This window comes from Paenibacillus sp. S28 (assembly GCF_016624415.1).
Lineage (GTDB): Bacteria > Bacillota > Bacilli > Paenibacillales > Paenibacillaceae > Paenibacillus_AQ > Paenibacillus_AQ favisporus.
Map to the genome: position 1 here is coordinate 44137 of NZ_JACVTM010000019.1, position 25779 is coordinate 69915.

The 25779-nt window shown below is 54.6% G+C and carries 30 protein-coding genes; 26 read left to right on the forward strand and 4 right to left on the reverse strand.

Annotation, left to right across the window (positions count from 1 at the left end):
* Window positions 1-294: 294 nt before the first annotated feature.
* From IAE55_RS29135 to IAE55_RS29160, 6 genes are read left to right on the forward strand one after another with little or no spacing between them, the layout of a single operon-like run.
* Window positions 295-969 (forward strand): HAD family hydrolase, encoded by a 675-nt coding sequence (locus IAE55_RS29135; protein ID WP_200634590.1) that lies wholly within the window; start codon window positions 295-297, stop codon window positions 967-969.
* Between the two features lie 46 nt (window positions 970-1015).
* Window positions 1016-1363: a glyoxalase superfamily protein gene (locus tag IAE55_RS29140; protein WP_181909099.1), complete on the forward strand. Its 348-nt coding sequence runs from the start codon at window positions 1016-1018 to the stop codon at window positions 1361-1363.
* Window positions 1360-1938, forward strand: a complete 579-nt coding sequence (pgsA, locus tag IAE55_RS29145; protein WP_145025597.1) for a CDP-diacylglycerol--glycerol-3-phosphate 3-phosphatidyltransferase — start codon at window positions 1360-1362, stop codon at window positions 1936-1938. Before IAE55_RS29140 ends, pgsA begins: the two co-directional genes overlap by 4 nt.
* Before the next feature lie 48 nt (window positions 1939-1986).
* Entirely contained in the window at window positions 1987-2553 is a 567-nt protein-coding gene (locus IAE55_RS29150; RefSeq protein ID WP_200634591.1) for a GNAT family N-acetyltransferase, read from the forward strand.
* Complete coding sequence (locus IAE55_RS29155) at window positions 2543-3043, forward strand: DinB family protein (RefSeq protein ID WP_200634592.1); 501 nt, start codon at window positions 2543-2545, stop codon at window positions 3041-3043. Before IAE55_RS29150 ends, IAE55_RS29155 begins: the two co-directional genes overlap by 11 nt.
* A 4-nt stretch (window positions 3044-3047) precedes the next feature.
* On the forward strand, window positions 3048-3464 hold the full coding sequence (locus IAE55_RS29160) for a GNAT family N-acetyltransferase (RefSeq protein WP_200634593.1): 417 nt from the start codon (window positions 3048-3050) through the stop codon (window positions 3462-3464).
* 83 nt (window positions 3465-3547) lie between these two features.
* Here IAE55_RS29160 and IAE55_RS29165 read toward each other — a convergent pair whose 3' ends face one another.
* On the reverse strand, window positions 3548-5008 hold the full coding sequence (locus tag IAE55_RS29165; protein ID WP_200634594.1) for a PAS domain-containing sensor histidine kinase: 1461 nt from the start codon (window positions 5006-5008) through the stop codon (window positions 3548-3550).
* A 157-nt stretch (window positions 5009-5165) separates the two neighbouring features.
* On the opposite strand from IAE55_RS29165, the gene IAE55_RS29170 reads away from it, so the two are divergent.
* From IAE55_RS29170 to IAE55_RS29250, 17 genes are all read left to right on the forward strand, one after another.
* Window positions 5166-5675, forward strand: a complete 510-nt coding sequence (locus tag IAE55_RS29170) for a GNAT family N-acetyltransferase (RefSeq protein ID WP_105445886.1) — start codon at window positions 5166-5168, stop codon at window positions 5673-5675.
* 29 nt (window positions 5676-5704) lie between these two features.
* Window positions 5705-7180, forward strand: coding sequence for a serine hydrolase domain-containing protein (locus tag IAE55_RS29175; RefSeq protein WP_325168702.1), 1476 nt, complete (start codon window positions 5705-5707; stop codon window positions 7178-7180).
* Window positions 7177-7830 carry an HAD family hydrolase gene (locus IAE55_RS29180; RefSeq protein WP_200634596.1) on the forward strand — a complete coding sequence of 218 codons (654 nt, stop codon included), beginning with the start codon at window positions 7177-7179 and terminating at the stop codon, window positions 7828-7830. Before IAE55_RS29175 ends, IAE55_RS29180 begins: the two co-directional genes overlap by 4 nt.
* Window positions 7831-8119: 289 nt before the next feature.
* A complete protein-coding gene (locus IAE55_RS29185; RefSeq protein WP_105445884.1) occupies window positions 8120-8974 on the forward strand; it encodes an ABC transporter ATP-binding protein in 855 nt (284 codons plus the stop codon).
* A gap of 128 nt (window positions 8975-9102) precedes the next feature.
* Window positions 9103-9693: a histidine phosphatase family protein gene (locus IAE55_RS29190; RefSeq protein WP_145160396.1), complete on the forward strand. Its 591-nt coding sequence runs from the start codon at window positions 9103-9105 to the stop codon at window positions 9691-9693.
* A gap of 161 nt (window positions 9694-9854) precedes the next feature.
* Entirely contained in the window at window positions 9855-10250 is a 396-nt protein-coding gene (locus IAE55_RS29195) for a VOC family protein (RefSeq protein WP_145160394.1), read from the forward strand.
* Between the two features lie 61 nt (window positions 10251-10311).
* The gene (locus IAE55_RS29200) at window positions 10312-11088 is read left to right on the forward strand and encodes an aminoglycoside adenylyltransferase domain-containing protein (RefSeq protein WP_200634597.1); all 777 of its coding nucleotides are present in this window, start codon (window positions 10312-10314) and stop codon (window positions 11086-11088) included.
* A 174-nt stretch (window positions 11089-11262) separates the two neighbouring features.
* Window positions 11263-12168, forward strand: a complete 906-nt coding sequence (locus IAE55_RS29205; RefSeq protein ID WP_145160390.1) for a TIM barrel protein — start codon at window positions 11263-11265, stop codon at window positions 12166-12168.
* A 32-nt stretch (window positions 12169-12200) separates the two neighbouring features.
* The gene (locus IAE55_RS29210) at window positions 12201-12797 is read left to right on the forward strand and encodes an HAD family hydrolase (RefSeq protein ID WP_186381977.1); all 597 of its coding nucleotides are present in this window, start codon (window positions 12201-12203) and stop codon (window positions 12795-12797) included.
* A 16-nt stretch (window positions 12798-12813) separates the two neighbouring features.
* On the forward strand, window positions 12814-13146 hold the full coding sequence (locus tag IAE55_RS29215) for an HIT family protein (protein WP_145160386.1): 333 nt from the start codon (window positions 12814-12816) through the stop codon (window positions 13144-13146).
* 16 nt (window positions 13147-13162) lie between these two features.
* Entirely contained in the window at window positions 13163-13357 is a 195-nt protein-coding gene (locus IAE55_RS29220) for a DUF4177 domain-containing protein (RefSeq protein ID WP_076173494.1), read from the forward strand.
* Between the two features lie 101 nt (window positions 13358-13458).
* Window positions 13459-14265 (forward strand): inositol monophosphatase family protein, encoded by an 807-nt coding sequence (locus IAE55_RS29225; protein ID WP_145946862.1) that lies wholly within the window; start codon window positions 13459-13461, stop codon window positions 14263-14265.
* 33 nt (window positions 14266-14298) lie between these two features.
* A complete protein-coding gene (locus IAE55_RS29230; RefSeq protein WP_200634598.1) occupies window positions 14299-14649 on the forward strand; it encodes a hypothetical protein in 351 nt (116 codons plus the stop codon).
* 5 nt (window positions 14650-14654) lie between these two features.
* On the forward strand, window positions 14655-14942 hold the full coding sequence (locus tag IAE55_RS29235) for a hypothetical protein (protein WP_152400723.1): 288 nt from the start codon (window positions 14655-14657) through the stop codon (window positions 14940-14942).
* Between the two features lie 15 nt (window positions 14943-14957).
* Window positions 14958-15839: a serine/threonine protein kinase gene (locus IAE55_RS29240; protein WP_200634599.1), complete on the forward strand. Its 882-nt coding sequence runs from the start codon at window positions 14958-14960 to the stop codon at window positions 15837-15839.
* A 177-nt stretch (window positions 15840-16016) separates the two neighbouring features.
* A complete protein-coding gene (locus tag IAE55_RS29245) occupies window positions 16017-16715 on the forward strand; it encodes a YjjG family noncanonical pyrimidine nucleotidase (RefSeq protein WP_200634600.1) in 699 nt (232 codons plus the stop codon).
* 210 nt (window positions 16716-16925) lie between these two features.
* A complete protein-coding gene (locus IAE55_RS29250) occupies window positions 16926-17453 on the forward strand; it encodes a hypothetical protein (protein ID WP_116232116.1) in 528 nt (175 codons plus the stop codon).
* A gap of 100 nt (window positions 17454-17553) precedes the next feature.
* Here the strand turns inward: IAE55_RS29250 and IAE55_RS29255 are convergent, their stop codons facing one another.
* The 3 genes from IAE55_RS29255 to IAE55_RS29265 all read right to left on the reverse strand — a co-directional run bounded on the left by IAE55_RS29255 (window position 17554) and on the right by IAE55_RS29265 (window position 20304).
* On the reverse strand, window positions 17554-18318 hold the full coding sequence (locus tag IAE55_RS29255; RefSeq protein WP_200634601.1) for an SDR family oxidoreductase: 765 nt from the start codon (window positions 18316-18318) through the stop codon (window positions 17554-17556).
* Between the two features lie 180 nt (window positions 18319-18498).
* A complete protein-coding gene (gene cysK / locus IAE55_RS29260) occupies window positions 18499-19422 on the reverse strand; it encodes a cysteine synthase A (RefSeq protein ID WP_200634602.1) in 924 nt (307 codons plus the stop codon).
* 144 nt (window positions 19423-19566) lie between these two features.
* Window positions 19567-20304, reverse strand: a complete 738-nt coding sequence (locus IAE55_RS29265; RefSeq protein ID WP_200634603.1) for a YwaF family protein — start codon at window positions 20302-20304, stop codon at window positions 19567-19569.
* A 178-nt stretch (window positions 20305-20482) separates the two neighbouring features.
* Here IAE55_RS29265 and IAE55_RS29270 point away from each other — a divergent pair, with 178 nt between their 5' ends.
* From IAE55_RS29270 to odhB, 3 genes are all read left to right on the forward strand, one after another.
* Entirely contained in the window at window positions 20483-21370 is an 888-nt protein-coding gene (locus IAE55_RS29270) for a DUF72 domain-containing protein (protein WP_200634604.1), read from the forward strand.
* Window positions 21371-21619: 249 nt separating this feature from the next.
* The gene (locus tag IAE55_RS29275) at window positions 21620-24487 is read left to right on the forward strand and encodes a 2-oxoglutarate dehydrogenase E1 component (protein WP_145160364.1); all 2868 of its coding nucleotides are present in this window, start codon (window positions 21620-21622) and stop codon (window positions 24485-24487) included.
* Window positions 24488-24492: 5 nt separating this feature from the next.
* Complete coding sequence (gene odhB, locus IAE55_RS29280) at window positions 24493-25764, forward strand: 2-oxoglutarate dehydrogenase complex dihydrolipoyllysine-residue succinyltransferase (protein WP_200634605.1); 1272 nt, start codon at window positions 24493-24495, stop codon at window positions 25762-25764.
* Window positions 25765-25779: the final 15 nt, after the last annotated feature.

Here is a 25779-nt window from a genome sequence, read left to right on the forward strand (position 1 = left end):
GAGAATTTTGCAATATGTTAGTTGCAAAACGTGCGAACCCGGATAAACTGATCTACCACACGTAACCCTCCGTTCTTCGTAAATTACTAACAGGCTACCATATCGATCCATTTTTAGCAAGTACCCGGCGAAGAAAGGGTATGGCGTTTTCCCGTCGAATAGGTAAATTAACATCGCTTGCGGCAGTTTTACTTGGAATTTATGACACGTTACGGAAAGGAGGGCGTCAGCATCAAACAAATTATCGCTATGGGTGGCGGAGGGAATCCCGAATACCGATAAGGAGGATGCCGCTTGGGCACGAAAGCCGTTTTGTTCGATTTGTTCGAGACCTTGATCACCGAATATGCGGATGGTCGGCGGATATCGGGGCGTCGCTACGATTACCCGGGTCTGCTTGGTCTGAGCCAGGAAGCGTTCAAGCTGGAATGGAGAAGCCGGGTGGAGCGGCGGATGCGCGGGGAGCTGGCAAGTTTTCCGGATGTCATCCGGGATATTTGCCGAAGCAGGGGCCTGGATGCGGACGAACAGTCCGTTCAGACGCTCTACCAGGCAAGGATCCAGGAGAAGCGGATTCCTTTTGAAGCCGTTCGCCCTGACATTTTGGAAATGCTCGAAAATCTCCGTACCCATGGCTGGAAGCTGGGACTGATCAGCAACTGTTCGGAGGAGGAAGTCCGGGGCTGGGAAGATTCCCCGCTGGCCGGGTATTTTGACAATGTTATTTTTTCATACGAGGTACAATGCTGTAAGCCCGACCCTGCTATCTATGAACTCGCATGCCGGCGGCTGCAAATACTCCCGGAGGATTGCGTGTTTGTAGGTGACGGAGGCTCCGGAGAGCTGGATGGGGCGCATCAGGCAGGGATGAAGGTCATCCATGCGGTCTGGTTCAATTTCTATGTGGAGAGCCGGTACGCTCAACTGTCGGCACCTATGCAGCTTGCCGCCGCATTGCCTATACGATAGCCGGGCCGGGCATAAGTTTGGATTAACTTTTAGAGGAGGATAAGTGATGAAGAAGATAACACCGATCTTTCGGATTTTCGATGAGGATAAGGCCAAGGAGTTTTACGTGGATTTCCTGGAATTCCGGATTGACTGGGAGCATCGCTATGAAGACGATCTTCCCTTATACATGCAGGTGTCCAGCGGGGACTGCGAGATCCATTTGAGCGGGCATCACGGCGACTGTACCCCCGGCTCGGCGATCCGTGTGGAAGTCGAAGACATCCAGAGCCTTCATGCCAAACTGATAGCGAAGAAGTACAAGCATGCGCGTCCTGGGCTTGAGGATATGGAGGTGAGCGTGATCGATCCTTTCGGTAACAGGATCACGTTTTTTGAGAGGAAGGATGCATGAACCCGGCGAACAAGCTGACGCTGGCCAGAATCATGCTGATCCCCGTGTTTATCGTTTTTTTCGCAGAGTACCCCGTACGGCTGGCGGATTCCAACGCGTTCATTCAATTTCTGAATCAGTACGGAACCTATATGGCGGTGGGCGTATTCATTCTTGCTTCCGCTACGGACAAGCTGGACGGGTATATTGCCCGCAAATACCACCTGGTTACCAATCTGGGTAAGCTATTGGACCCGCTTGCGGATAAGCTGCTTGTTTCGGTGGCGTTGATCATGATGGTCGAAGCCGGGATGATTCCGGCCTGGATGGCCTTCGTGATGATTGGTCGTGAATTCATTATTACCGCTCTGCGAATGGCGGCGTCGGCCCAGGGGATCGCTCTGGCGGCAGACCGGTACGGCAAGTGGAAAATGGTGTCCCAGGTCGTCGCCATTACGGCCGTGCTGCTGAATAACTATCCTTTTCAATGGTTGACTAGCCTTCGCGTCGATTCCTTCTTGATGGTGATCGCTGTGATGATGACCGTCATGTCAGGGTACCACTACGTGGTCAAAAACGTTAAGCTTTTTATATAAAAAGGCTCAAACGCTTCGTGCTTGAGTTATGAGGGAGGAGGCGTAATTTTGATTCTTTGGAGCAAGCAGGGGGTCAGCGTAAGGAAATTGGAGGCGGGCGATGCGGACCATTTGGTCCGTTGGCTCAGCGATCCACGCGTCCTCGAATATTATGAAGGCCGGGACCGTCCGCATGATATGGCCATGGTGCAGGAGCACTTTTACCGAGATGATCAAATCGAAGCCTGCATCATTCAACTGGACGACCGCGATATCGGATATATTCAATATTATCCGGTCGATCCGGAGGAACGCGAGGTATATGGCTATGGCGAAGGGGACGGACGAATTTTCGGCATGGATCAGTTTATAGGGGAGCCCGACTGCTGGAACCGGGGAATCGGCACAAGGCTGATTCAAGGCATGGTTTCTTATCTAACCAACACGCTTCAAGCCGATAAAATTGTCATGGACCCGCAAACCTGGAACGCCAGGGCCCTGCGTGTATACGAAAAATGCGGCTTCCGCAAGATCAAACTGCTGGAAAAACGCGAATGGCATGAAGGAGAGTACCGCGATTGCTGGCTGATCGAATACAGTGCAGCCAATGGAGAGGAGAAGCGGGATGAATCATAGTTATAGTCAAACCTTGAACCGTTTAGTCGGTTATTTTGAGAGCGAACTGAAAGCTGTGCCCGAAGAGGTGTTCAGACACAAGCCAGGACCCGCCAAGTGGTCGAAGCAGGAGATCGTAGGCCACTTATGCGATTCGGCGGCGAACAACCATCTTCGTTTTGTCCAAATAAAACTGTCGGCGCATCCGGTATCCCTTGAGGGATACGATCAGGACACGTGGGTGGACCTGCACGGGTATCAGGAGCAATACAACCAGACGGATATCATTACGCTGTGGGTTATGCTGAACAGGCAAATTGTCCATGTTATCGAGAGTTTGACCGCGGAGGATTACGGCAAAACCTGCATTCTTCCCGGCGGCGGTGAAGCGACGCTGGATTGGCTGGTGAACGATTACCTGGAGCATATGCGGCACCACTTTAGGCAGATTCTCGGTCCGGAGTCGGTAGAGCGGGCGAGGCCGGGACATAGACAGACTGGAGGAAACTAACATCATGGAAACACTGCGAGAGCTGTTGATTGAGGATTACGAACAATGCATGGAGCTGTGGGGCAATACGGAAGGGATGGCGCTGAGCGACGCCGATTCGAAAGAATCGATACACCGGTACCTGCTTCGGAACCCGGGCATGAGCTTTGTCGCCACCGAGGGTGATCGGGTGATCGGCACCATTCTGTGCGGCCATGACGGCCGAAGGGGGTATATCTACCACGTTGCGGTCGATCCGGCCTGCAGGGGCCGCGCCATCGGGCAAAAACTGGCGAAAGCCGGGCTGGATAAGCTCCGGGAAGAGGGCATCGCCAAGTGCCATATCATGGTGATCGAGGAGAATGAGATCGGCAATTATTTTTGGGCCAAATCGGGCTGGAGCCGGAGGGACGGCATTCTGCTGTATTCCACCAATACATAGGAGCATAACGCGGGAGTACCGTCCTTTTTTTGGTCCCAGGATGTGAAACTTACAATTATCGGCTGATCACCGGATCAGGCTTGTTATGATGAGGCTGCCTCCGGCTCGGAAATAACGGGGAGCGTCACGGTAAACGTAGTGCCCTCCTGGAGAGCGCTCTGGACCGATATGTTCCCGCCGTGATTATGGATGATGTTGTGTGTGATCATAAACCCAAGACCGGTGCCTGATTCCTTGGTCGTGAAAAAGGGCTTGCCCAGCGCCTGGATCTGCTCCGCTGTCATGCCGCAGCCTTCGTCCTGAACGCTGATGAAGGCCTCGTTGTTCCGGGAGAGAGCGTGGATCCGGATGATGCCGCCTTCCGGCATGGCTTCCATCGCATTTTTGAGCAGGTTGATGAAGACCTGTTTCAGCTGGTTGGCCTCGCCGGCAATCCAGATGGAAGGTTCGGAGAAGGCGGAAACGATCTCGATATTTTTTAATGCGGCCTGGCCGTTCATCAGTGTAACCACCTGGTCCAGCAGCGGCAGAATGTCCATTGGCTTGCTCGCATGCGAAACTTGGGGTTTGGACAGCACCAGCAGCTCATTGACGATAAATTCGATCCGCTTCAGCTCGGATTCCATGATCGCAAAGTACTGGTCGTTGTTTTGGCTTGAGGTGCGGAGGAGCTTCAAAAAGCCGAAAATGGCGGTCAGCGGATTACGGATTTCGTGAGCGATGCCTGCGGCAAGCTGCCCTGCCGTCGATAGCTTCTCGGACTGCATGAGCCGGTCTTCCTCAAGCTTCTGGTCGGAGATATCTTTAAAGATCCCGATGACGCACCGCTTTTTTTGATAGGTAATCTTCAGTGAGAATCCTTCCACATGCCTCAGCTGTCCATTGAGACAGCGGATGCGGTAGCGTACTGAGCCGATGGGCCTGTTGTTGTAGTGCCGCTGCTTGCGCTCGGCCAGAATTTCGTGGTCGGCGGTGTCGACCAAATCGTCCGTTGACATGCCGATTACGGCTTCAAGGCTGTCTGCATGAATGAGCCTGAGTCCAGCAGGATTGGCATACTGAATCTGGCCGTGGTTCGTAATCAGCACGGACAGGGGGAGGCCATCCAGCAGCTGCATGAAGGAATCCTCCCGCTCGTGCAGATGGGTTTCGGTATAATGCAGCCGGGTTTCCATTTGCATCATCTGGGTCCTGTTTTCGAATTGGGTGAAGTAAATCTCAGGTTTCCCGGCCTCATTTCGAATCAAGGAGATGCGGATATCAAGGGATAACCGTTGTCCTGAAGGATGATAGTAATGCTGGTCGATCCGGTGCTGATCCCGTTTCATGGATTGCAGCCACTCCCCGCACTTAACGATGTCGCGGGACAGTTCCTGAATCGCAGGAAGAAGATCCGGCAAAGTGAAATGGTTAGGTGTATAACCGAGGAGGGTGCATAAAGCGGGGTTGACCTTTAGGAAGGCTCCGTCAGGCGCGATAAGGGCCATGCCGATCGCGGCCTGCCTAAAGGCAAAGTCGTAATTATGGACTTCAGCGGATCGCATGGCAGTTCCCCTCTCTACTATCAAGCCGTGGTATATTTATACATATTATAATCGCGAATCTCTTTAATCATCAATGCTAAAGTAAGTGAACATTAACTTTTAAAAGAGAGCCGCCGAACGTGGGAACAAAAATATAATCGATATGGAGGTGCTGTAAATGAAAATCACGCTGACTTTGCTCACTTCAGAGGAATTAAAGCAGCAGTGGAAGCAGGCTTTTACCGAACAGGACATCTTCCGCCCCGATGAGTACTACGACAAATGTCTCGCTGAAAACGCAGCGGGTGTCCGTGAAACGATCATCGCCTATGCAGATGACCAGGTCGCCGGGGTATGTCACCTGAAATACGAATCGGACTACCCCCCTTTCCAAGAGCAGGGCATTCCGGAAGTGAACGATCTAAACGTATTCCCCGTCTTCCAGCGCCAAGGAATCGGCAACCGGATCCTGGAGGAGTTTGAATCGATCGTAAGCCGTAAGGGCAAACGGATCGGCATCGGTGTGGGCTTATTCAAGGACTACGGCAAGGCACAGCGCATTTACTGCCGCAGAGGTTACATTCCCGATGGCAACGGCATCGTGTATAAGAACCAGCCGGTCGTGCCGGGCGAGATGGTCCGGGTGGACGATGATCTGAATCTCTTTTTTATTAAGGAACTTCAATAAAAGGGAATGTTGGAGGTGTTCGATTGGGAGTGGAACTGGAAACCGCACAGCCGGAAAGCCACGGCCTATCGTCCGGCGATGTACTTCGGTTCTTGGAACGGATCGAGGAACTGGAGCTTCAGGTCAACCGTTTGATGCTGCTTCAGAATGGAAAAGTTACGGCCCGTTTCAACCGTCAGCCGTATCGGGAAGAGGCACCCACGTTATTATTTTCGCTCAGCAAGAGCTTCACTTCCATTGCGGCGGGAATTGCCAGGGACGAAGGATATATTCGGCTGACGGATCCGGTCGTTTCGTATTTTCCCGATAAGCTGGCTGGTAACGTTCCCCCCTACTTATCACAGATGACCATTCACCATCTGCTCTCGATGAATACAGGACATCATGACAACATTTACGGCCGGGTGATGGAATCCGGGCCCGACTGGGCCCAAACGTTCTTATCCTTGGTGCCGGAGCATCCGCCGGGAAGCCATTACGTCTACAACACCCATGCGACTTATATGGTTGCCGCCATTCTGGAAAGGGCGACCGGCATGAGCCTCGTCGAATATGTAAAACCGAGATTGTTCGAGCCGCTTGGAATTGGCTTGGTGGATTGGGAAACCTGCCCGATGGGAGTGACCGCAGGCGGCATGGGGCTGAGCATTCCCATCGACGGCGTGGCGAAGTTCGGTCAGATGCTGCTGAACGAGGGCGTGTATGGCGGCCGGCGAATCATATCTGCGGAGTACATCCGGTTAGCCACCGCGGAGCAGAGCGATAACCGCCGCAATGAGACGAGAGCCGATTTTTCGGAAGGGTATGGCTACCAATTTTTCCTGTGCCGGCAGGGGTGTTATATGGGAAACGGCGGGTTCGGGCAGCTCTGCTTTGTTGCTCCGAAGCACGGCATTGTCATTGCGGCCGCTTCCGGCATGAGCCGTATGAAAAAGCAGCTGCCGCAGCTGCTGGACCTCATCTATGAGCATATCGTGGACCGGGTAGACCGATCGCAACAAGTCAGCTCCGAAGCGTACCCGCTGCTTCTGCGGCGGATCGCGCGAATGCAGGAAGACGCTGAGCACCTGGTACCTTCTGCTTCGTCCGCCATACCGGATGATTGGGCAGGGCAATACCGTGTTCAGGCTCCAGAGACAGGCTGCGTTGCTGAGATTACGGTGTGCAGCCTGGATGAGCGGTCCGAGCTTCGGCTCCGTTATGCCGATGGCAGCCGGCGCGAACTTCCCTTTGATTTGACGAAGAGGGTAAGCACCAAAGACATCTTCCGGAAGGATCTGGCCATACATCGGCAGGAAGCCGTCATTTCGGCCCGATTGACCGAGGATCTGCAGCTCGAGCTAACCGTGGTGTACATCGAGACACCCTATAGGGTCACGCTCACCCTAACGTTTGCAGACGGGCAGGTCGAGCTTGTGGAGGAGGTCAACGTCTCTTTTGACAAGAAGACGACCCGGGTCACGGCTGTAAAGCAGGAACAGCTGGCGGAAAGGAGCGGGGCATGATCAAGGGCGTGCTGTTTGACCTGGACGGCACACTGCTGGACCGGGATACCTCGCTGCTGCGCTTTACGGAGGATCAATATGAACGGTTTCCGGAGCTTCAACGCGTGGACCGGGATCAATATATCCGCCGTTTTGTAGAGCTGGACGCGCGGGGGTACGTCTGGAAGGACAAAGTTTATGAACAGCTTGTGCGGGAAATGGACTTGGAGTTATCCTGGGAGCGCCTTTTGGAGGACTATATCGCCGGTTTTCGCCTTCACTGCATAGGTTATCCGCATCTTCGGAAAATGCTGACTGCTCTCAAGCGCCAAAGAATGAAACTAGGGATCATATCCAACGGCTTCGGCGAGTTTCAATGGGGCAGCATTCAAGGGCTCGGCATTGCTGATGATTTTGACGCCATTCTCATTTCCGAGCTGGAAGGGCTCCGCAAGCCGGACCCGGTTATTTTCCGTAGGGCTTTGGACAGGCTGGAGCTCCAGCCGGAGGAGGCTGTGTTTGTCGGGGATCATCCCGTTAACGATGTCGAGGCCAGCCGGAAGGTCGGGATGAAGGCGGTATGGATGAAGGCGGCTGCCGAAAACACGAGCTGTGAGACGGATTATTCGATCACCGACTTAATGGAACTGAAGGACATTTTGAGTAATTAAGCCATATGCAATATTTGGACAATGGGACCATGTGTTCCATTGTCCTTTTTTCGTGAGATAAGACGGAGAAAAGGGAAAAAACTCTTTACAATGAAATTGAGAATCATTATCATAATAAGTGTGTATACATACACATAAATTGCACTTTTCCACGCATAATGTGTCAACAAAGGCAATCATGCGTTAGACGATACGGCATTTCGACAACGTTGAACATAGCATAAGGCACCCTGCATGCGGAGCGGCGAGCCCGCCACGAAATACAATCCCTAAAAAAGGATGATACGGTATGGTACAAAACACATTGGCTTGGCCGGAGCAAGAGATCGCCACGGAGGATAAACCGCAGCTCCAGTCGAGGCTCGGCACCGAGCAGCTGAACATCGGATACGCCGATACGCTCATTGTCAACAATTTGAACCTGAGCATTCCGGCGGGTAAAATTACGGCTTTGGTCGGCTCCAACGGCTCCGGCAAATCGACGATTCTCAAAACGATGGCCCGCTTGATGAAGCCATCCTCCGGAGCGGTGCTGCTCGACGGCAAATCGATCCACAGCCAGCCGACCAAGGATGTGGCGAAGCAGCTCGCGATCCTGCCGCAAACCCCCACGGCCCCGGATGGGCTGACCGTAACCGAGCTGATCGGCTTCGGCCGTTCGCCGCATCAGCGGGGATTTGGCAGCATCAGCGCGCAGGACCGTGAGGTTATCGAGTGGGCCATTAACGTTACGGGGCTTGGGGACTTTAGGGACCGGGCGATCGACCAGCTGTCCGGCGGCCAGCGTCAGCGTGCATGGATCGCCATGGCGCTGGCTCAGCAGACGGATATTCTGTTCCTCGACGAGCCTACGACCTTCCTGGATATGGCGCATCAGCTGGAAGTGCTGCAGCTGCTGCAGAAGCTGAATGAGGAAGAGGGCCGCACGATCGTCATGGTCGTTCACGACCTGAACCATGCCACACGGTATGCACAGCATATGGTGGCGATCAAATCAGGCACGGTCGTGGCAGAAGGAACACCCGGCGAAGTCATGACCCGGGAAGTGCTGCGGGAGGTCTTCGCTATTGAAGCCGACATCCTCGTCGACCCCCGGACCGGAGTCCCGCTGTGTCTGCCTTACGAGCTGGCGAGAAGAGCTTAAACTGTTATTATCTTCATATAAGCACCCGTGAAACTTTCAGATATGTCAGCAGCAGAATCGCTGGTATGATGAAGTTGAAGCGGGTGCTTTTCTTTTTTAACCCAATAAAATGGAAAGGTTGCTGGTTCATGACTGCAAATTCAGTACACCACCTGAAGCGGAGCACGATTCTTTATTTTGTCCGGCATGCCGAATCGCCTTATGAGGAAGGCAGGGAACGAACACGGGGACTGTCCCGTCAGGGGCTGGCAGACGCGCTTGCGGTCAAGGATAGACTGCTAGGTGAAGGCATTGACCTGTACATTTCCAGTCCCTATGAGCGAGCCGTGCGAACGATTCGGGATGCGGCCGACTCCGCGGGCAAGGAAATCATCATAGAAGAGGATTTGAGGGAACGGGAAATCGGGCAGATCGGGCACTTATCGTTTCAAGAAGCGAAGCAAAAGGTATACGGCGATGCCGCTTTTGCTTTTCCGGGGGGAGAGTCGAGCCTGGAGGCGCGGCATAGAGCAGCCCAGGTGATCCGGAGACTTCTGGATGAGCATGCCGGAAAGCGGATTGTCATTGGGACTCACGGCGATATTATGACGTTGATGCTGGGCGAATTTGACCCGCGGTTCGATTACGCCTTCTGGGAATCCACTTCCATGCCGGATATTTACAAGACGGAGTGGGAGGGAGAGACCCTGCGCCAGGTGACGAGGATGTGGAAAGAGTAGGAAATCATATGTATCATTGTTAAAATTTGTGATAGACTGAAAGCGCTGTATCTGCCAGTTTCATAGGGCAACCCTTCGAGCTCATCCATTGGCCTTGCAGCCAATCCAGGAAGAGGTTGAGCGCACGAAGGAGAATCGACCATTCGGAGGATGATGTTCATTTGAGTAAAGTTCACTTTTCGGTTCAGGTTCGATTGGTTTCGGATTTAGAGAGGTCCAAGCGCTATTATGCGGATGTGCTCGGCTGTGACGTGTCGGATGTTTGGGCGGTAAGGGATGATTTTGCCCTCGGCTTCAAATTGATTCAGGCGGCAAAGGCAGAAGATGTCCGTCCCAACCCCTCCGGGGACAACAAGATGGTTCCATGGGACACTTACGCATATGTCGAAACGCATGAAGAACTGGATCAATTGTATGAGCATTTCAAAGCCAGGGGAGCGCAATTCATTCAGGAGCCTGTGCTGGAACATCAGGGATGGGGGGACTGGAAAGACTTCGTGCTGGTCGATCCGGATCGGTATGCGATTGCTTTCGGATCAGGAAAAAAGGGGTCATAGTGCCGAAATGACAGCTGTTCCCGGCAAGGGGACAGCCATTTTTCTATATTGGAGGAAAGTTATGAATACGCAGCAGGTGCTGGACCGTTTGACACAGCTTTTTATTACCGAGCTCGGAGCACCGTTGACCGGGTTATATCTGCACGGCTCGCTGGCGATGGGGTGTTACCGTGAAGACCGGAGCGATATCGATCTCCTGGCGGTCATTGAAGAGAAGCTCGACCCCGAGGTTTGGACTCGGCTCGCCCGAGGCCTTCTTGAGCTTTACAGGCTGATGCCGGGGCACCGCGGGATGGAAGTCAGCGTCATCCTCAGGCAGTACGCCGGGGAGCCGCTGCACCCAACACCGTTTGAATTCCATTATTCGGAGGCGCACCGGGAGCGGTATGAATCTGATGCGCAATATGTATGCGGCGGTTATGAAGACCCTGATCTTGCGGCCCATATGATGGTCATTTACCACCGTGGGATAACGCTGTATGGGGAGCCCGCACAGTCCGTGTTCAGGCCGGAGAAAGAGATGTACATCCGGTCGATCTGGTCCGATGTGGAGCATGCCGTGGAGCAGATCGCCGAGGCGCCGGTATATTACACGCTTAATCTGTGCAGAATTTTGCGATTTTTGCGGGAAGGCGAAGTTTCCTCCAAAAAGGAAGGCGGCGAATGGGGGCTCGCGGCCCTTCCGCCTGCGTATGAGCTGCTCCTGCGCCAGTGTCTTCTTCATTATGGAGGACAGACGGATGAAGTGAGCTTGGAACCTCGGATGTTTCAGGCTTTTGCTCGGGATATGCTGAACGAGATTAAGCAGCGGATGACGGAGGAGGGGATTCGTCCCTGATTATCCGATCGTGGGCACATGTTGCGCACTTGCTCCCATCATCCATTTCAATTCGTTATTGATAGATTCATAGGCTTTCTTGCAGGCCGGGTTCAATGAATACTGGACGGAACGTGGAAGTAATGGTTAAATTTTCATATGAATAGTTCACACCCCGCTGCCGGAGGAATGACGATGAAGCGATTTTTGATCGGGCAATACGGCTCGTTTGACGAGCAAAAGATGGAGCGCGATTACAGAGACAGCTTTTACGGAATCGAGGCCTGTCTGTTTGAAAATGAAGCGGACACGCAGAAACTCTTGAGCGCCTCCAGAGTGCGGGACTTCCGGATCGGCGTACATTTTCCCCTTCGTGCGGGGAAGTCGCTGTTTCGGGACGCCCTGTTTCTGGATGCGGACAAACATGTCCGTGATGAAGCGCTCCGGCTGATCCGGAACGAGCTCGACTATTTAAGGAACGTACGGCCGGATTACGTGTTGTTCCATTATCCTAAGCCCGTCATCCTGGATGACCGGGTGAACTGGGACAAATGGCATTTTTCCGACAGAACGGAGTATGTCTATGATAGCGATTATTCGCTTGAAATGTTTGCAGAGCGCAGCGATCAGCTTTTTGACTGGCTTAGCGCCGCTTCCCGAGATTACGGCTTCACGCCGGTTTTGGAATTCGATGCGCTGAATTCTTATATTTATGAGCATGATGTGCTGGAAACACTGCTGAAGAAGTACCCGGACATCCGGCTGTGCCTGGATACGGGAAGGCTGTTTTTGCAGCAGAACGTAGACCCTTCCTTTCAGGCCCTGCCGGTCATCCGCAAATATGCGAAGTATGCGGAGGTTATCCACCTGTGGAATCTTCAGTACACGAAATCGTCCGTCAAGCTGCGCTACCCGGTGCTGCCGGAACAGCGTCCGGAGGACGGATGGGCCCCGATAGGAGATTATTTAACCGTTATCCGCGAGGAAAACCCGCAGGTCAAAATTCAGTTCGAGCACCGCTCCGACCTGGTCAGCCGTGAGGATCTGCAGCGCTGTTATGAATGGGTAGACGAATGTTTGCGCAGCACCCATCCCAGCTGATGATGACTGGAAACTTGGAAGGGGAGGAGCCGATGAACAGACCCCAGCTTATTTTGGATGTCGCCGGTGTCATTGCAACGAACCTCTCGCCTGGATTTTGGGAAGAGGCTGCTGCCATGGCCGGAAGCACGACCTATCGTCAGTTAAAAGACAGCTTCAGCCGGGAAATTCGCGAGTCGTTCTGGACAGGCGGCATCACCATTGAGCAGTTTAGGGACTGGCTCGCCGGGCATGGACCAGATCTGAGCATGGAACGGCTTAGCGCGCTGGCGATGAGGTATTTGCAACCCCTCCCCGCTTTGGGGCGTATTGCCACATGGAGCAGGGACGCGGATATCCACCTGCTGAGCAACCACCGGGAGGAATGGCTGAGCGGGCTGCTGGCACCCGTCAAGGAGCAGGTGAAGAGCCTTACCATATCCAGCAGAGCAGGGTATTGCAAGCCGGATCCCCGCATTTATCAGCTCGTATGCGAGCAGCTCGGCGATGGGGGAGGACCCTGCATTTATGTGGACGATCAGGAGAAAAATTTGATCCCTGCCAGGGCATTGGGCTGGCATACGGTTATTGCGGATCCCGAAGGCCGCTGGATGGAGGAAGTTTCGCAGCTGCTGAAGCAGCAGCGATAAGGAAAGGGTGAGGGGCGTGTCGAACGATTTTTATTGCGACGAGGTGCTAAACGGCAAAACGCAGGTCAACCGCGTGTATGAGACGGATCGGGTGCTCGCTTATCATCATACGCGCCCTTATTATGAGCATCATGTTGTGGTGATCCCGAAGCTCCATGTAGGATCGCTGATATCCGGAGAAGAGGAGAATACCGAACAGCTGCTGCTCGAGGTTTTAAGGGTAATTAAGAAGGTCGCCTCGGACATGGTGCGGCAGACGGGAGCAGCCAAGGTCGTCACTAACTTAGGAGACTACCAGGAATCCAAACATATGCATTGGCATGTCGTGAGCGGCCAAACGATACGATGAAAGGAAGCGTAAAATGATGGAACAATGGTCTTACAAGACGGTGAAGTATAAAACAGGAGGCTTTTTGGGCGGCAAGGTGGACGAGGAGGAATTTGAGGATTTGCTGAACAGCTACGGCTACGAGGGCTGGGAGCTGGTATCGTGCTTTGACACGAGCGTATCCCAGGGACAGTCGCGGGACGTCATCGCCATTTTCAAACGGAAAGTATAATGATTGACATTAAACCCTGACGCGCAGGGTTTTTTCTTTCTTGAAGGAGCGAAGGCGGGCGCAGCAATAGGAACACTAGGCAAAAGGAGTGGATAGTACATATGGATCAACGGATCATTGAAGAGGCGAAGCAGCTGGCAATAGCCGCAGCCAAGGAAGCGGGATCCATCGCGAAGGCGTATTTTGACAAGCTGGAAAAGGTTGACCAAAAAGGGGATAACGGCGATCTCGTCACGGTGGTGGACCATTTGGCCGAGGAGCGGATCCTTGAGCATATCCGCAGCAAATTTCCAGATCACCGGATCCGGGCCGAGGAATCGGGAGATCATGGTCAGCGCAGCGACTGGCTGTGGCTGGTGGACCCTTTGGACGGAACGAACAACTATGCGATCGGCCTGCCTGCGTTCTCCTGCTCGATTACGCTGATATACCAAGGGCAGCCGGTCGTGGCGGTGGTTTACGAACCGATGATTGACCGGCTGTTCGTGTCCACCCGTAACGGTGGAACAACCTGCAATGGGCAGCCCGTAACGAACGGGCCTGCACCGGCGTTCAATAAAGCAACGGTCGCCTGGATACAGGGGCATGTGGTAGGCAGCGATGACCGCGCCACCCGGCTTAGAAACCATATCGACCTGCATACGAAGCGAATGATGCGGCTGTGGGCGCCGACCTTGCAGTGGTGCATGCTGGCGAGAGGGAATATCGATGCCATCATTCTGTATAACTCCGAAGGGGAGGACCTCTATTCCGGCGTTCTGATCGCGAAGGAAGCGGGGATGCTGGTCATGGACTTTGAAGGCAAACCATTTGACGCCATGACGGAAGAGCCTTACCTGATCGCTTGTCATCCGGAGAACCGGGATTACTTTTTGAATATGGTATTGGAAGGATTTGGCGCCCGATAGAGGCTTGCCGCAGCGGCAGTTAGCAGCCCCAAGGTGACGCATACTGAACCGGCGGCAGAAGGGAAGTGGGCAATGGTTTATTTTATCATGGGAATCGTCGTGTTTCTTGCCGGGGGGCTGATCGCAACCTGGGTGTTTGGCACCTGGGGGACCGTTCTGGCCCTTCTGGTTATGGTCGGCCTGCTGAGCTACTTGTACGGCATGGTGGAAGACTTGAGGGCAAGGGTGAGCTCTTTGGAAAGGAAGCTGGGCGTGTCGGAAGAGGATGATTACCAGATGAGCGACGAGGACATTGAAGCGGAGCTCGAACGGGAGCTGGATGCGGAACCCGGCAGTGCGGAAGAAGCGGAAAAGGGGCGCAATCCTACCCAGAGGGAGGAATAACGGGCATGCGATTGATGGGAATAATGCTTCTCGGAGCAGGATTGCTGCTTGTCGGACTCGGCGGTTTTGAAAAAGTATTGATTTATGCAGCGCGGACCCAAAATATTAACGATGTGTATACACTAAAGGATTTAACGCCGGATTATATTTGGAATATCACCAATATTACGCTGGTTGGCGGTATCGTGATTGCCGTCCTGGGCTTATTCCTGTTTTTGTATAAACGAATTGCCTCAGACATTCAGCAGCAAAATCGGGAATTTGAAGATAGAATAAGCCGAGACCAACCATAAAAAGGAGTTGAACGGATGGATCAACCGGTTACAATCAACATCGACGACGTAACATTTCAATTGAAAAAGCCGCATTCGCTGGAGTGGCTGTCCGCCTGGGGCAAGGCGTTTGCGGTGTTTGACAAGCAGGACTCCGGCAACCTTTCGTTTGGTGTGGAAAAGGACGGGGTCAGACGGTTCATCAAGTACGCCGGAGCGGCTACCACGGAGTTTGAGGGCGAACCGGCGGAGGCCATCGCGCGTCTGAAGCAGGCTGTTCAAGTTTACGAAGATTTAGATCATCCCAGCTTGGTGCGGCTGCTGAGCCATTTTGAAGCCGGACCCGGCTACGCCGCCGTATTCGAATGGTTTGACGGGGAGTCGCTGCATCCCCATTGGGCATTTCCGCCTCCGGCCAAATATGAAGACCCGAGGTCTCCTTTTTATCGTTACCGCAGGCTGCCGCTGGAGAAGCGGCTGGCGTCCTACAGGGCTATTCTTGATTTTCATGTCCACGTCGAGGAAAAAGGGTACATAGCAGTTGATTTCTATGACGGAAGCGTTCTTTACGATTTTGCCACTGACACGACGAAAATCTGCGATATCGACCTGTATCAGAAAGACCCTTTTGAGAACCGGATGGGCAGGCTGTGGGGATCGTCCCGCTTTATGTCCCCCGAGGAGTTTGAATACGGCGCTGCGATTGACGGCGTGACTAATGTGTATAATATGGGGGCGACAGCCTTTTTCATCTTTGGCGGGGAGTTGGACCGCTCCTATGACCAATGGGATGACGGCAGGTCCCTGTATGACATTGCGCTGAAGGCGGTACATGCCGATCGGGCCGGGCGGTACGCCTCTGTGGCCGACTTCGCGTCTGCCTGGGGGAAGGCTCTCCAAGAGCCAGATGGCAGATGAGTCCCGGGGCGAATCACCCATTCGTTTTGGTTTGGGCCACGGACACGGACGCAAGCAGGCGTTTTTGGCGGCATGGTACAATAGAAACGCACAAACCATCCGGATGATGCCTTTGCATGACTTTGATTGAGGCACGCTGACGCCGTTTATATCACTTTACTGAAAGAAGGGTACATCTTGTCGTACGAATGGATTTTGTTTGATGCGGATGAAACGCTGTTCGATTTTAAAATGTCGGAGAGCCACGCGCTGAACCAGCTGCTTACCAGCTGCAGCCTGGACGTGAATGACACGGAAATAACGGGCTGCTATAAAAGGATCAATGAGGAGCTCTGGCGCGAATTTGAGCAGGGTCTGATCAGCTCGGCGGAGCTGCGGGTCGAGCGCTTTCGCCGATTCGGCCGCGAGCAGGGGCTGAACGACGACGCCGAGGAATTGAGCAGACGTTACCTGGGATCGCTCGCCGAAGGCGCGTTTATTTTGGCGGGTGCGCTGGATATCTGTCTCTATCTTAAGGAGCACGGTTACAAAATGGCCATCATCACGAACGGCATTAAAGAGGTGCAGTTCGGACGGATCGGCCGCTCCGACCTGAAGGACTTTTTCGAGGCGGTCATCGTCTCCGAGGATACGGGATTCCAGAAGCCGCAGGCGGGCATTTTCGAGCATGCCTTCCGGGTGATTCAGGAGGACCGCAAGGATAAAATGCTGATGGTCGGCGATTCCCTCACCTCGGACATTCAGGGCGGCAACAATATCGGCATCGACACGTGCTGGTACAACCCGAACCGCCTGCCCAACGAAACCGCCATCGTCCCGACTTATGAGATCCACGATCTGGCGGAGATCAAGGACATTTTGGAGAAGAAGGGCTGACCGGGCTTGTCGGCTCCTTCATTCACGAAAGCGCTTGAAGAATTTACAACAATTTGACTCGGCTGTAACGAATTTGTGACGATTTGGGTCCCGGCTGTGGCTTACAATAAAGTTACATCACAGAGCCCTCTCGCAGCGTTTGAAAACAATCCCGCAGGGTAATGGTTGATATGGATAGAAATCATGATTCCATAAAGGAGATATTTTCAAATGAAAAAAAAGATGACCGTATTCGCTTCCCTGATGATCGTTTTTCTGCTGGGGCTGGTTGTGACGTCAACGAGTGCAGTCGGGTCTGACAACGAATATAAGCCGGTTCCGCAAACCGAGGACACGGTGACGGCGATGCTGTCGACCATCGGGGACAAGAACGGCCACCTCTACGTGACGGTGGATCCGATCGAATGGTACGAGGGCGCGGCGGCAGACAAGAAGTTCCTTGAACGGGAGCCGGATGCCGAAGAGCTGGGCGGCGCTCCTGACGGTTATTACATCGTCAACGACGATGAGACGCTGGAGACTTACGAAATCGCTCCGGATGCTGAAGTGCTGATGCAGCTGTATGATCATGACGGAACCTATGAAGGAATGAACATTCAGTGGAACGAACCGGTCAGCTTGAACAAATTTTTGGCGATTTACCATAACGACAAGCTGCTGGACATCCGCTCTTTTCCGTTTCATTTGACGGTGAAGGACGGCAAAGTCGTCAAAGTGGTGCAGCAGTATATTCCATAAATCTCGGGTGAAAGAAAATCCAGTGCCGCCGAGGGCACTGGATTTTCTGCTTGTAATGGCAGTCTGCATGGCAGCCGGGCGCGAGGCGCGGCAAGCCCCGTTACAGATGCGTTCCGCCGCTGGCGTCCAATAGCTGGCCCGTGATCCAGCGGCTGTCGTCCGAAGCCAGAAAGGCGGCGATATCGGCGACATCTTCCGGCTGTCCCCACCGCTTGAAGATCGAGAAGTTCGCGCCAAACTCGCGGCCTTCCGGCGTCTGCAGCGTCTCGGCATTCATCTCGGTCTCCACGAATCCCGGCATGATCGCGTTGATCGTAATGCCGCGGGAGCCAAGCTGAGTCGAGAGGTTCAGCGTCAGCGTATTGATGGCCCCTTTGGACATGCTGTAGGCGGGAATCACCGGCAGGGAGATCCGGGTCGTCGCGGAGGAGATGTTGATGATCCGCCCGCCGTCCCGCAGCCGCGGCAGTGCTTGCTGAATGACGAAAAACGGTGCTTTGACGTTCACGTTCATCACCTCATCGAAGGATTCCTCCGTCGTTGCTTCGATGGGGAGAGAAAGGCCGATGCCCGCATTGTTCACAAGAATGTCCAGGCCGGGGCCGCCTGTTCGATTCTGCAGAAGGCCATCCAGGGCTTCATACATCTCCGGGATGCCGCGAACGGATCTGAAGTCCGCCCCGAGGAGCAGCGCCGTTCCGCCCTGCTGCTCGATCTCGCGGGCGACCGCCTCGGCGGCGGAGCGGTTTTGTCCATAATGGAGAACCACCAGCGCCCCTTCGGCGGCCAGGCGCAGCGCGATGGCCCGGCCGATGCCGCGGCTCGCTCCGGTAATCAGTGCTGTTTTTCCAGTCAATCTATTCATGTATTGTCAACTCCTCATCGGTTTAACAGGCAGTGGCCTGCTTGAGTCATTTATAGCATGAGAGGGATTTTGAGATGTTGCTCTCCCATTCGGGCATATGCCCGTCTCAACCGATGAACACAAAAAAGGCATCAGCCGGGTATACAAACCGGTTGATGCCATTCGATGATTTGCGCACGACTAAAAAATACCCATGCTCAGATACCGTTCTCCGGTATCCGGCGCAATGCACAGTACCCGTTTGCCGGGTCCCAGACGCCGGGCTATCTGCAGCGCGGTCCAGACGGAAGCGCCTGAGGAGGGGCCGACCAGGATGCCTTCTTCGGCGGCAAGCCTGCGCGTCGTTCCGATGGCGTCTTCGTCGCTGACCTGAAAAATTTCGTCGTAGACGTCCGTGTTCAGGATCGGCGGGATGAAACCGGGGCTGGTGCCCACCAGCTTATGCGCTCCCGGCTGGCCGCCGGATAGCACGGGCGAGCCTTTCGGCTCGGCGACATAGATGCCGATGCCGGGGAGTCTCTCCCTCAGCACTTCGCCCGTGCCGGTAATGGTCCCGCCGGTGCCAGCAGTAGCGACGAAGGCATCCAGCCGCCCTTCCATCTGCTCTATAATTTCCAGCGCCGTCGTGCGGCGGTGGATATCCGGGTTGGCCCGGTTCTCGAACTGCTGTGGAATGAAGCTGCCTTCAATTTCCCGGTGCAGCTCCTGCGCCTTGCGAATGGCACCTGGCATCCGCTCCGCTGCCGGCGTCAGCACCACTCCGACTCCATACGCCTTCAGCAGATTGATCCGCTCCTTGGTCATGTTGTCGGGCATCACCATAATAGCGCGGTATCCTTTGGCCGCCGCGTTCATCGCCAGCCCGATGCCGGTGTTGCCGCTCGTCGGCTCGATAATAGTTGAGCCCGGCTTCAGCAGGCCGTCCTGCTCCGCCTGCGCGATCAAATTATAAGCGGCCCGGTCCTTGACGCTTCCGCTAGGGTTGAAGTATTCGAGCTTCACGTACACGTCGGCATCCTGTTCTCCCGCCAAACGGCGGAGCTTGACCGCCGGGGTATCGCCGATGAGCTCGGTAATATTTTGCACAACTTTCGGTCCAGTCATGGGGTCCATCTCCTTGTTAGTTCATCAGCCGGTTCACAGCTTCTAAGCTTTCCGTTCATTATAGAACTTCGGCAGGGAGATCACAACGTAGAGGCAGAGGAAGGAGATACCGGCGAGGGCAGCGTGAAAGGCTTTATGGCCGGCTTAAAGAACGCTTTTGTCCCTGGCTTTGGCTGCCGCTGACGCTTTGGATATTTTCGCGGGCAGGACAAAGAACAGCAGCTGCATCAATGCGAAAATCAGCAGGGCGATTCCTTCCTCCGCCAGCAAATATAAGGGGTGCGGACCGAGAAGGTCCAGAATCGAAGCGGTCGGCGGCTTGTGCATCAGAAACATGTAGTTGGACCCCAGCATCCAGTTGATGACGCCAACTCCAAGTGCAAGAACGTTCAGAAAGATCATTGTCCAGCCGATAGATCTCCAGGTGGGCTGAAGCTTTTCGACCCAGGTCATGTACAGGGATGCCAGAATGATAAGCATATGGGCCGCGAAGAATTGAAAGAACCGGAAATGAGGGTAGGCAAAATCCAGGCTTGGGGTGATGAGGGCCTGAAGGGCGCCGCCGATCCCGGCGAAGAACAGGATTTGATAGAGGAAGCGGCTGCGGACGGCCAGCATGACGACCGAGAGCAGCAGCGTAATGCTGCACAGCTCGAGCGGCAGCGTGGACTTGATGTTCCAGTAGCCTTCTGTTATGTTCCATATGTCGAGTGCGATTTCGGAGGCGATCAGACAGGCGATGATCAAGTAACGGACCGTCTGCCTGGCCGGCATGCTGTCCTGCAGGCGGATTCTGCCCAGGAACAGCAGGATGCAGGCGAGCACGAAGACCGTCAGCGCAGCAAGGTGCGGGCCGGAAAACATGACGAACGAATGGCTCATACATTCATGCTCCTTTGCTACTAAAGATCGTAAAGCTGACGCATATCTCTTATCATATCCACTTTCTGGAATATCGCAAGATCTGAAGGACACCTCGTTCAATCGGGTATAGGTATGGTAAGCGGATTTATACTTGGAAAATTATTGTTGGTCAATACTATGGATGGAGTCGATGGCTATGGATGAGACGATAACCCCCGCCGAGCGGGTTCGAATCGGACTTTCCGGCTGGGGGGATCATGACGACATTTACGAAAAGGGAACCAAGGCGGGAGATAAGCTGGGGATGTACGGGAACGTGTTCCCCATCGTGGAGATGGACAACTCCTTTTATGCGACTCCCTCGCCGGAACGTATGGAGAAATGGGCTGCCCAAACGCCGGATTCCTTCGGTTTTGTGGTGAAAGCCTATCAGGGAATGACCGGACACGCCCGTGGTAAAAGCCCTTATCCTGATTCCAAGACGATGTTTCAAGCGTTTCGGGAGTCTGCAGAGGTGCTGCGCCAGGCCGGCAAACTGAGCGCCGTGCTGTTTCAGTATCCGCCGTGGTTTGACTGTGAGCGCAAGCATGTGGACATTCTGCGCCGGACCCGCGAGTGGATGGACGGATTTCCGCTGGCGTTGGAATTCCGTCATCAGAGCTGGTTTGCCGGGGAGATGAGGGAGAAGACGCTGGCCTTTATGAAAGAAGAAGGATGGATTCATACCGTCTGCGACGAGCCTCAGGCCGGAGAGGGATCGGTGCCGCTCATTCTGGAAGCGACCCGTGAAGACGTGTCGCTTGTACGGCTGCATGGCCGCAATGCATCGGGATGGCATTCCAGCGGTCAGCCCAATTGGCGGGAGGTCCGGTATTTGTACAGGTACAGCGACGAGGAGCTTGAGGAATGGAAGGAGCATATCGGGAAGCTGCTGGAGAAAACCCGGGAATGCTGGGTTATTTTTAACAACAATTCGGGCGGGGATGCGGCGGACAATGCAATTCAGCTGATGGACAAGCTCGGCATGAAGACCCCGGAGAAGCCTCCGGGACAGCTGTCGCTTTTTGGCGAAGGGGAGCTGTAAATATTGTCATATACGAGAATGGGTGACAAACTTAATCCATCTGTTTTTTAGATGATAACTATATTAAATGGTTATTTCAGGTCTGGCTCCGATTTGTTTATAATAGAAATTGAGCCGCTTACATTATCGTGAAATGGCTTACATTGCATTGATTGTTCAGATTTCCGTCCAAATATAGATTGAACAATGAAGCGGTTTATTCATTCTATATGACTATTAAAAAATCAAGGCGGAGGTATCACGTTAACGATGATAACCAATAAGAGAGACGAGCAAGCGCAGGGGGCTTGGGAATCGTATTACGGGCCCAATCTGGGGTACGTCCAGGAACAGTACGAACGTTATGTAAATGATCCGGAATCGGTGGACGAAACGTACCGTAAAGTGTTCCAGCTGTGGGGAGCGCCGCCGATGGCGTCTGCCGAGCTGGAGCCGGCTGCGGCACCGAAATCCGTCGCTTTGGATGGCAACCTGCTGAAGAAGGGCGTTGACGCAGGCAAGCTGGTGTGGAACATCCGCACTTATGGACACCTGGCGGCAGACATTGATCCGCTGGGCATTCTCACCAAAGCCGACACACGGGTGCTTGAGCCAGAGCAGTACGGGCTGAGCCAATCCGACCTGGAAGCATTTCCGGCTTCATTGATCTGGGACGGAGCTCCCGATAACGTGAGAACTGGCTGGGAAGCCATCCAGAAACTGCGTCAAACATATACAGGCACGATTGCTTATGAATTCAGCCACGTCCATGAAGTGGAGGAGCGCGTATGGCTTAACCGCCAGGTCGAGAACCAGTCTGTGGTTCCTTTGAACGCAGAGCAGAAAAAGGCTCTGCTCGAAAGACTGGTGGAAGTAGATCAATTCGAGGAGTTCCTTCACAAAACTTTTGTCGGGCAGAAGCGCTTCTCCATCGAAGGAACCGACACGATGGTTCCGATGTTGGATGAGCTTGTCCGCCACATGGTGGACGAAGGCGCGGAGCATATTTTGATGGGCATGGCCCACAGGGGCCGTCTGAACGTGCTGGCCCACGTGCTCGGCAAGCCTTACGATAAAATTTTCGCGGAATTCCATCACTCCCCGAACAAGAAGATGTTCCCTTCAGAAGGATCGATGGGCATCAATTTCGGCTGGACCGGAGACGTGAAATACCATCTGGGTGCGAACCGCACCGTTGAAGGCGGCGACGTCAAAGCCAAGATCACGCTCGCGAACAACCCGAGCCATCTGGAGTACGTTAATCCGGTGGTCGAGGGCTTTGCCCGCGCCGCCCAGGAGGACCGCACCGAGCCAGGATATCCGCAGCAGGACGTAAACAAAGCCGCGACGGTGCTGATTCACGGGGATTCCGCATTCCCGGGCGAAGGCATCGTGGCCGAGACCTTGAACTTCAACAAGCTGCCGGGCTTCCAGAACGGCGGAACGATTCATATTATTGCGAACAACAACATCGGCTTTACGACGGAGAGTAAAGACTCCCGTTCGACGCATTACGCAAGTGACCTGGCGAAAGGTTATGAAATTCCGATCGTTCACGTGAACGCCGACGATCCCGAAGCGTGCATCAACGCGATGCGCCTGGCCAGCGAATACCGCAACAAGTTCAAGAAGGACTTCCTGATTGACTTGGTCGGCTACCGCCGCTACGGCCACAACGAAACGGACGATCCGGATACGACCCAGCCGCTCGTATACCAGAAAGTGAAGACTCATCCGCGGGTTGCCGCCATTTATGCGGATATCCTGATCAAGGAAGGCGTGATCAGCAAGGAAGAATCCGCGCAGATCATCCAGCAGGTTCAGGAGCGTCTGAAGGCGGCATACGACCGGATTAAGGACAAGGAACAGGATCCGGCCAACTCGTATCACCAGACGCCAGCCGAAGAGCGGATCGCCAAGATCAAGACGGCCGTGCCGATTGGCAAGCTGCGCAAGATCAATAAGGATCTGCTGAGCCGTCCGGGTGACTTCAACGTCTATCCTAAGCTGCAGCGTATTCTGGAGCGCCGGGAAACCGCGCTGAACGAAGGGGAAAAGGTGGATTGGGGTCTTGCAGAGACGCTGGCTTTCGCCTCGATCGTTGCGGACGGCAAGCCGATCCGGCTGACCGGTCAGGACGCCGAGCGGGCCACTTTTGCGCACCGCAACTTGGTGCTGCATGATACGAAGAACGGCTCGACTTACTGCCCGATTCATCATCTGCCGGACGCCAAGGCATCCTTTGCAATTTACAACAGCCCGCTGTCCGAAGCAGCGGTGCTCGGATTCGAATACGGCTACAACGTATACTCGCCGGAGACCTTGGTCATTTGGGAAGCCCAGTACGGTGACTTCTCCAACGTGGCTCAGGTGATCACCGACCAGTTCATTTCGGCCGGCCGCTCTAAATGGGGACAGAAATCGAGCCTCGTGATGCTCCTGCCTCACGGCTACGAAGGCGCCGGACCAGAGCACTCCAGTGCCCGTCTGGAACGGTTCCTGCAGCTCGGCGGGGAAGAGAACTTTACGGTAGCGAACGTTACGACGGCAGCCCAGTACTTCCACTTGCTGCGCCGTCAAGCGGCACTGACCGAAAGCGAAGATGCGCGTCCGCTGATCTTGATGTCGCCGAAGAGCCTGATCCGGAATGCCCGCGTGGCTTCCAGCCCGGCCGAATTCGCCGAAGGCTCCTTCAAGCCTGTGCTGGAACAGCCGGGTCTGGGCGGACGTCCGGAGCGCGTTGAGCGCATCGTCCTGTGCAGCGGCAAGATTGCCGTTGAGCTGGAGGAGGCGCTGGAGAAGAGCGGCGAGGCGAACGAATGGCTGCACATCCTCCGTGTGGAGCAGCTGTATCCGTTCCCTGAGAAGGAAGTCGCCGGCATTCTGGCCCGCTTTACGAACGTGAAGGAAATTTTGTGGGTACAGGAAGAGCCTGAGAACATGGGAGCATGGCGCTACATCGAGTCCAAGCTCCGCAAGGTGGCGCCGAAGGATACGCCGGTGAACTACAACGGCCGTCCGGAACGCTCCAGTACGGCGAGCGGCTTCCAACAAGTACACGCCTTCGAGCAGCAGCAAATCGTTGCGGCAGCATTGAATCAAAAATCCATTAAGCATAACATCACTCTGGGGAGGTAGCGGCAGTGAGCGATATTACAGTACCGGCAATGGGAGAATCCATCACGGAAGGAACGATTTTTAAATGGCATGTGGAGGAAGGCCAGGCAGTCAGCCAGGGCGACGTCCTCCTCGAACTTGAAACGGATAAGGTCAATTTGGAAATCAGTGCCGAAGAAGACGGCGTGGTGGAGAAGATTCTGAGAAAAGACGGGGATACGGTTCAAATCGGTGAAGTGATCGGACGCATGGGCACCGGCGGCGACGCCAAACCGGCATCCGCACCGGCAGCGAAGGAAGAGGCGCCGCAGGCTCAGCAGCCTTCTGCACCGGCAACGGCACCAGCCCAACCGGCAGCGCCGGCAGCAGCCGAGCCTGCACGTTCCGGCGAGGGCGAAGGTTACCTCGCCGCGTCGCCGGCGGCACGCAAGCTGGCCCGCGAACAGGGCATCGACCTGGATCAGGTATCGAGCCGGGATCCGAAAGGTCGCATTTATCCGGACAACGTGAAGAACCATGCGGAAGCTCCGGTAGCGCCACAGGCTGCTGCACCGGCGCCGCAGGCAGCCGCTCCAGCAGCGGTTTCCCAGCCGGGCAAACCGGCGGAACGCACACGCATGTCCCGCCGCCGCGCGACGATCGCCAAACGCCTGGTGGAAGCGCAAAGAACGGCCGCCATGCTGACGACCTTCAACGAGGTGGACATGACGGCGATCATGGACATTCGCAAGCGCCGCAAAGATGCTTTCAAAGAGAAGCATGACATCGGCCTCGGCTTCATGTCCTTCTTCACCAAAGCGGTAGTGGGTGCGCTGAAGAAGTTCCCTCACCTGAACGCGGAGATCGACGGGGAAGACATTATCGTGAAGAAATACTACGATATCGGTATCGCCGTATCGGCTAAAGAAGGCCTCGTCGTACCTGTCGTACGTGATGCCGACCGCCTCAGCTTTGCCGACATCGAAAGAGAGATCGCCACGCTGGCCGGCAAGGCGCGCAGCAATACGCTGGCGCTGTCCGAACTCCAAGGCGGAACGTTCACGATCACGAACGGCGGAACCTTCGGTTCCCTGCTGTCCACGCCGATCCTGAACGCACCGCAGGTTGGTATCCTGGGCATGCACAACATCCAGCTTCGCCCTGTGGCCATCGACGCCGAGCGGATGGAGAACCGTCCAATGATGTATATCGCCCTGTCCTATGACCACCGGATCGTCGACGGCGCTGATGCCGTACGCTTCCTGGTGACGATCAAAGAGATGCTGGAAGATCCGGAATCTCTGCTGCTCGAAGGTTAATATCATATTTTACCA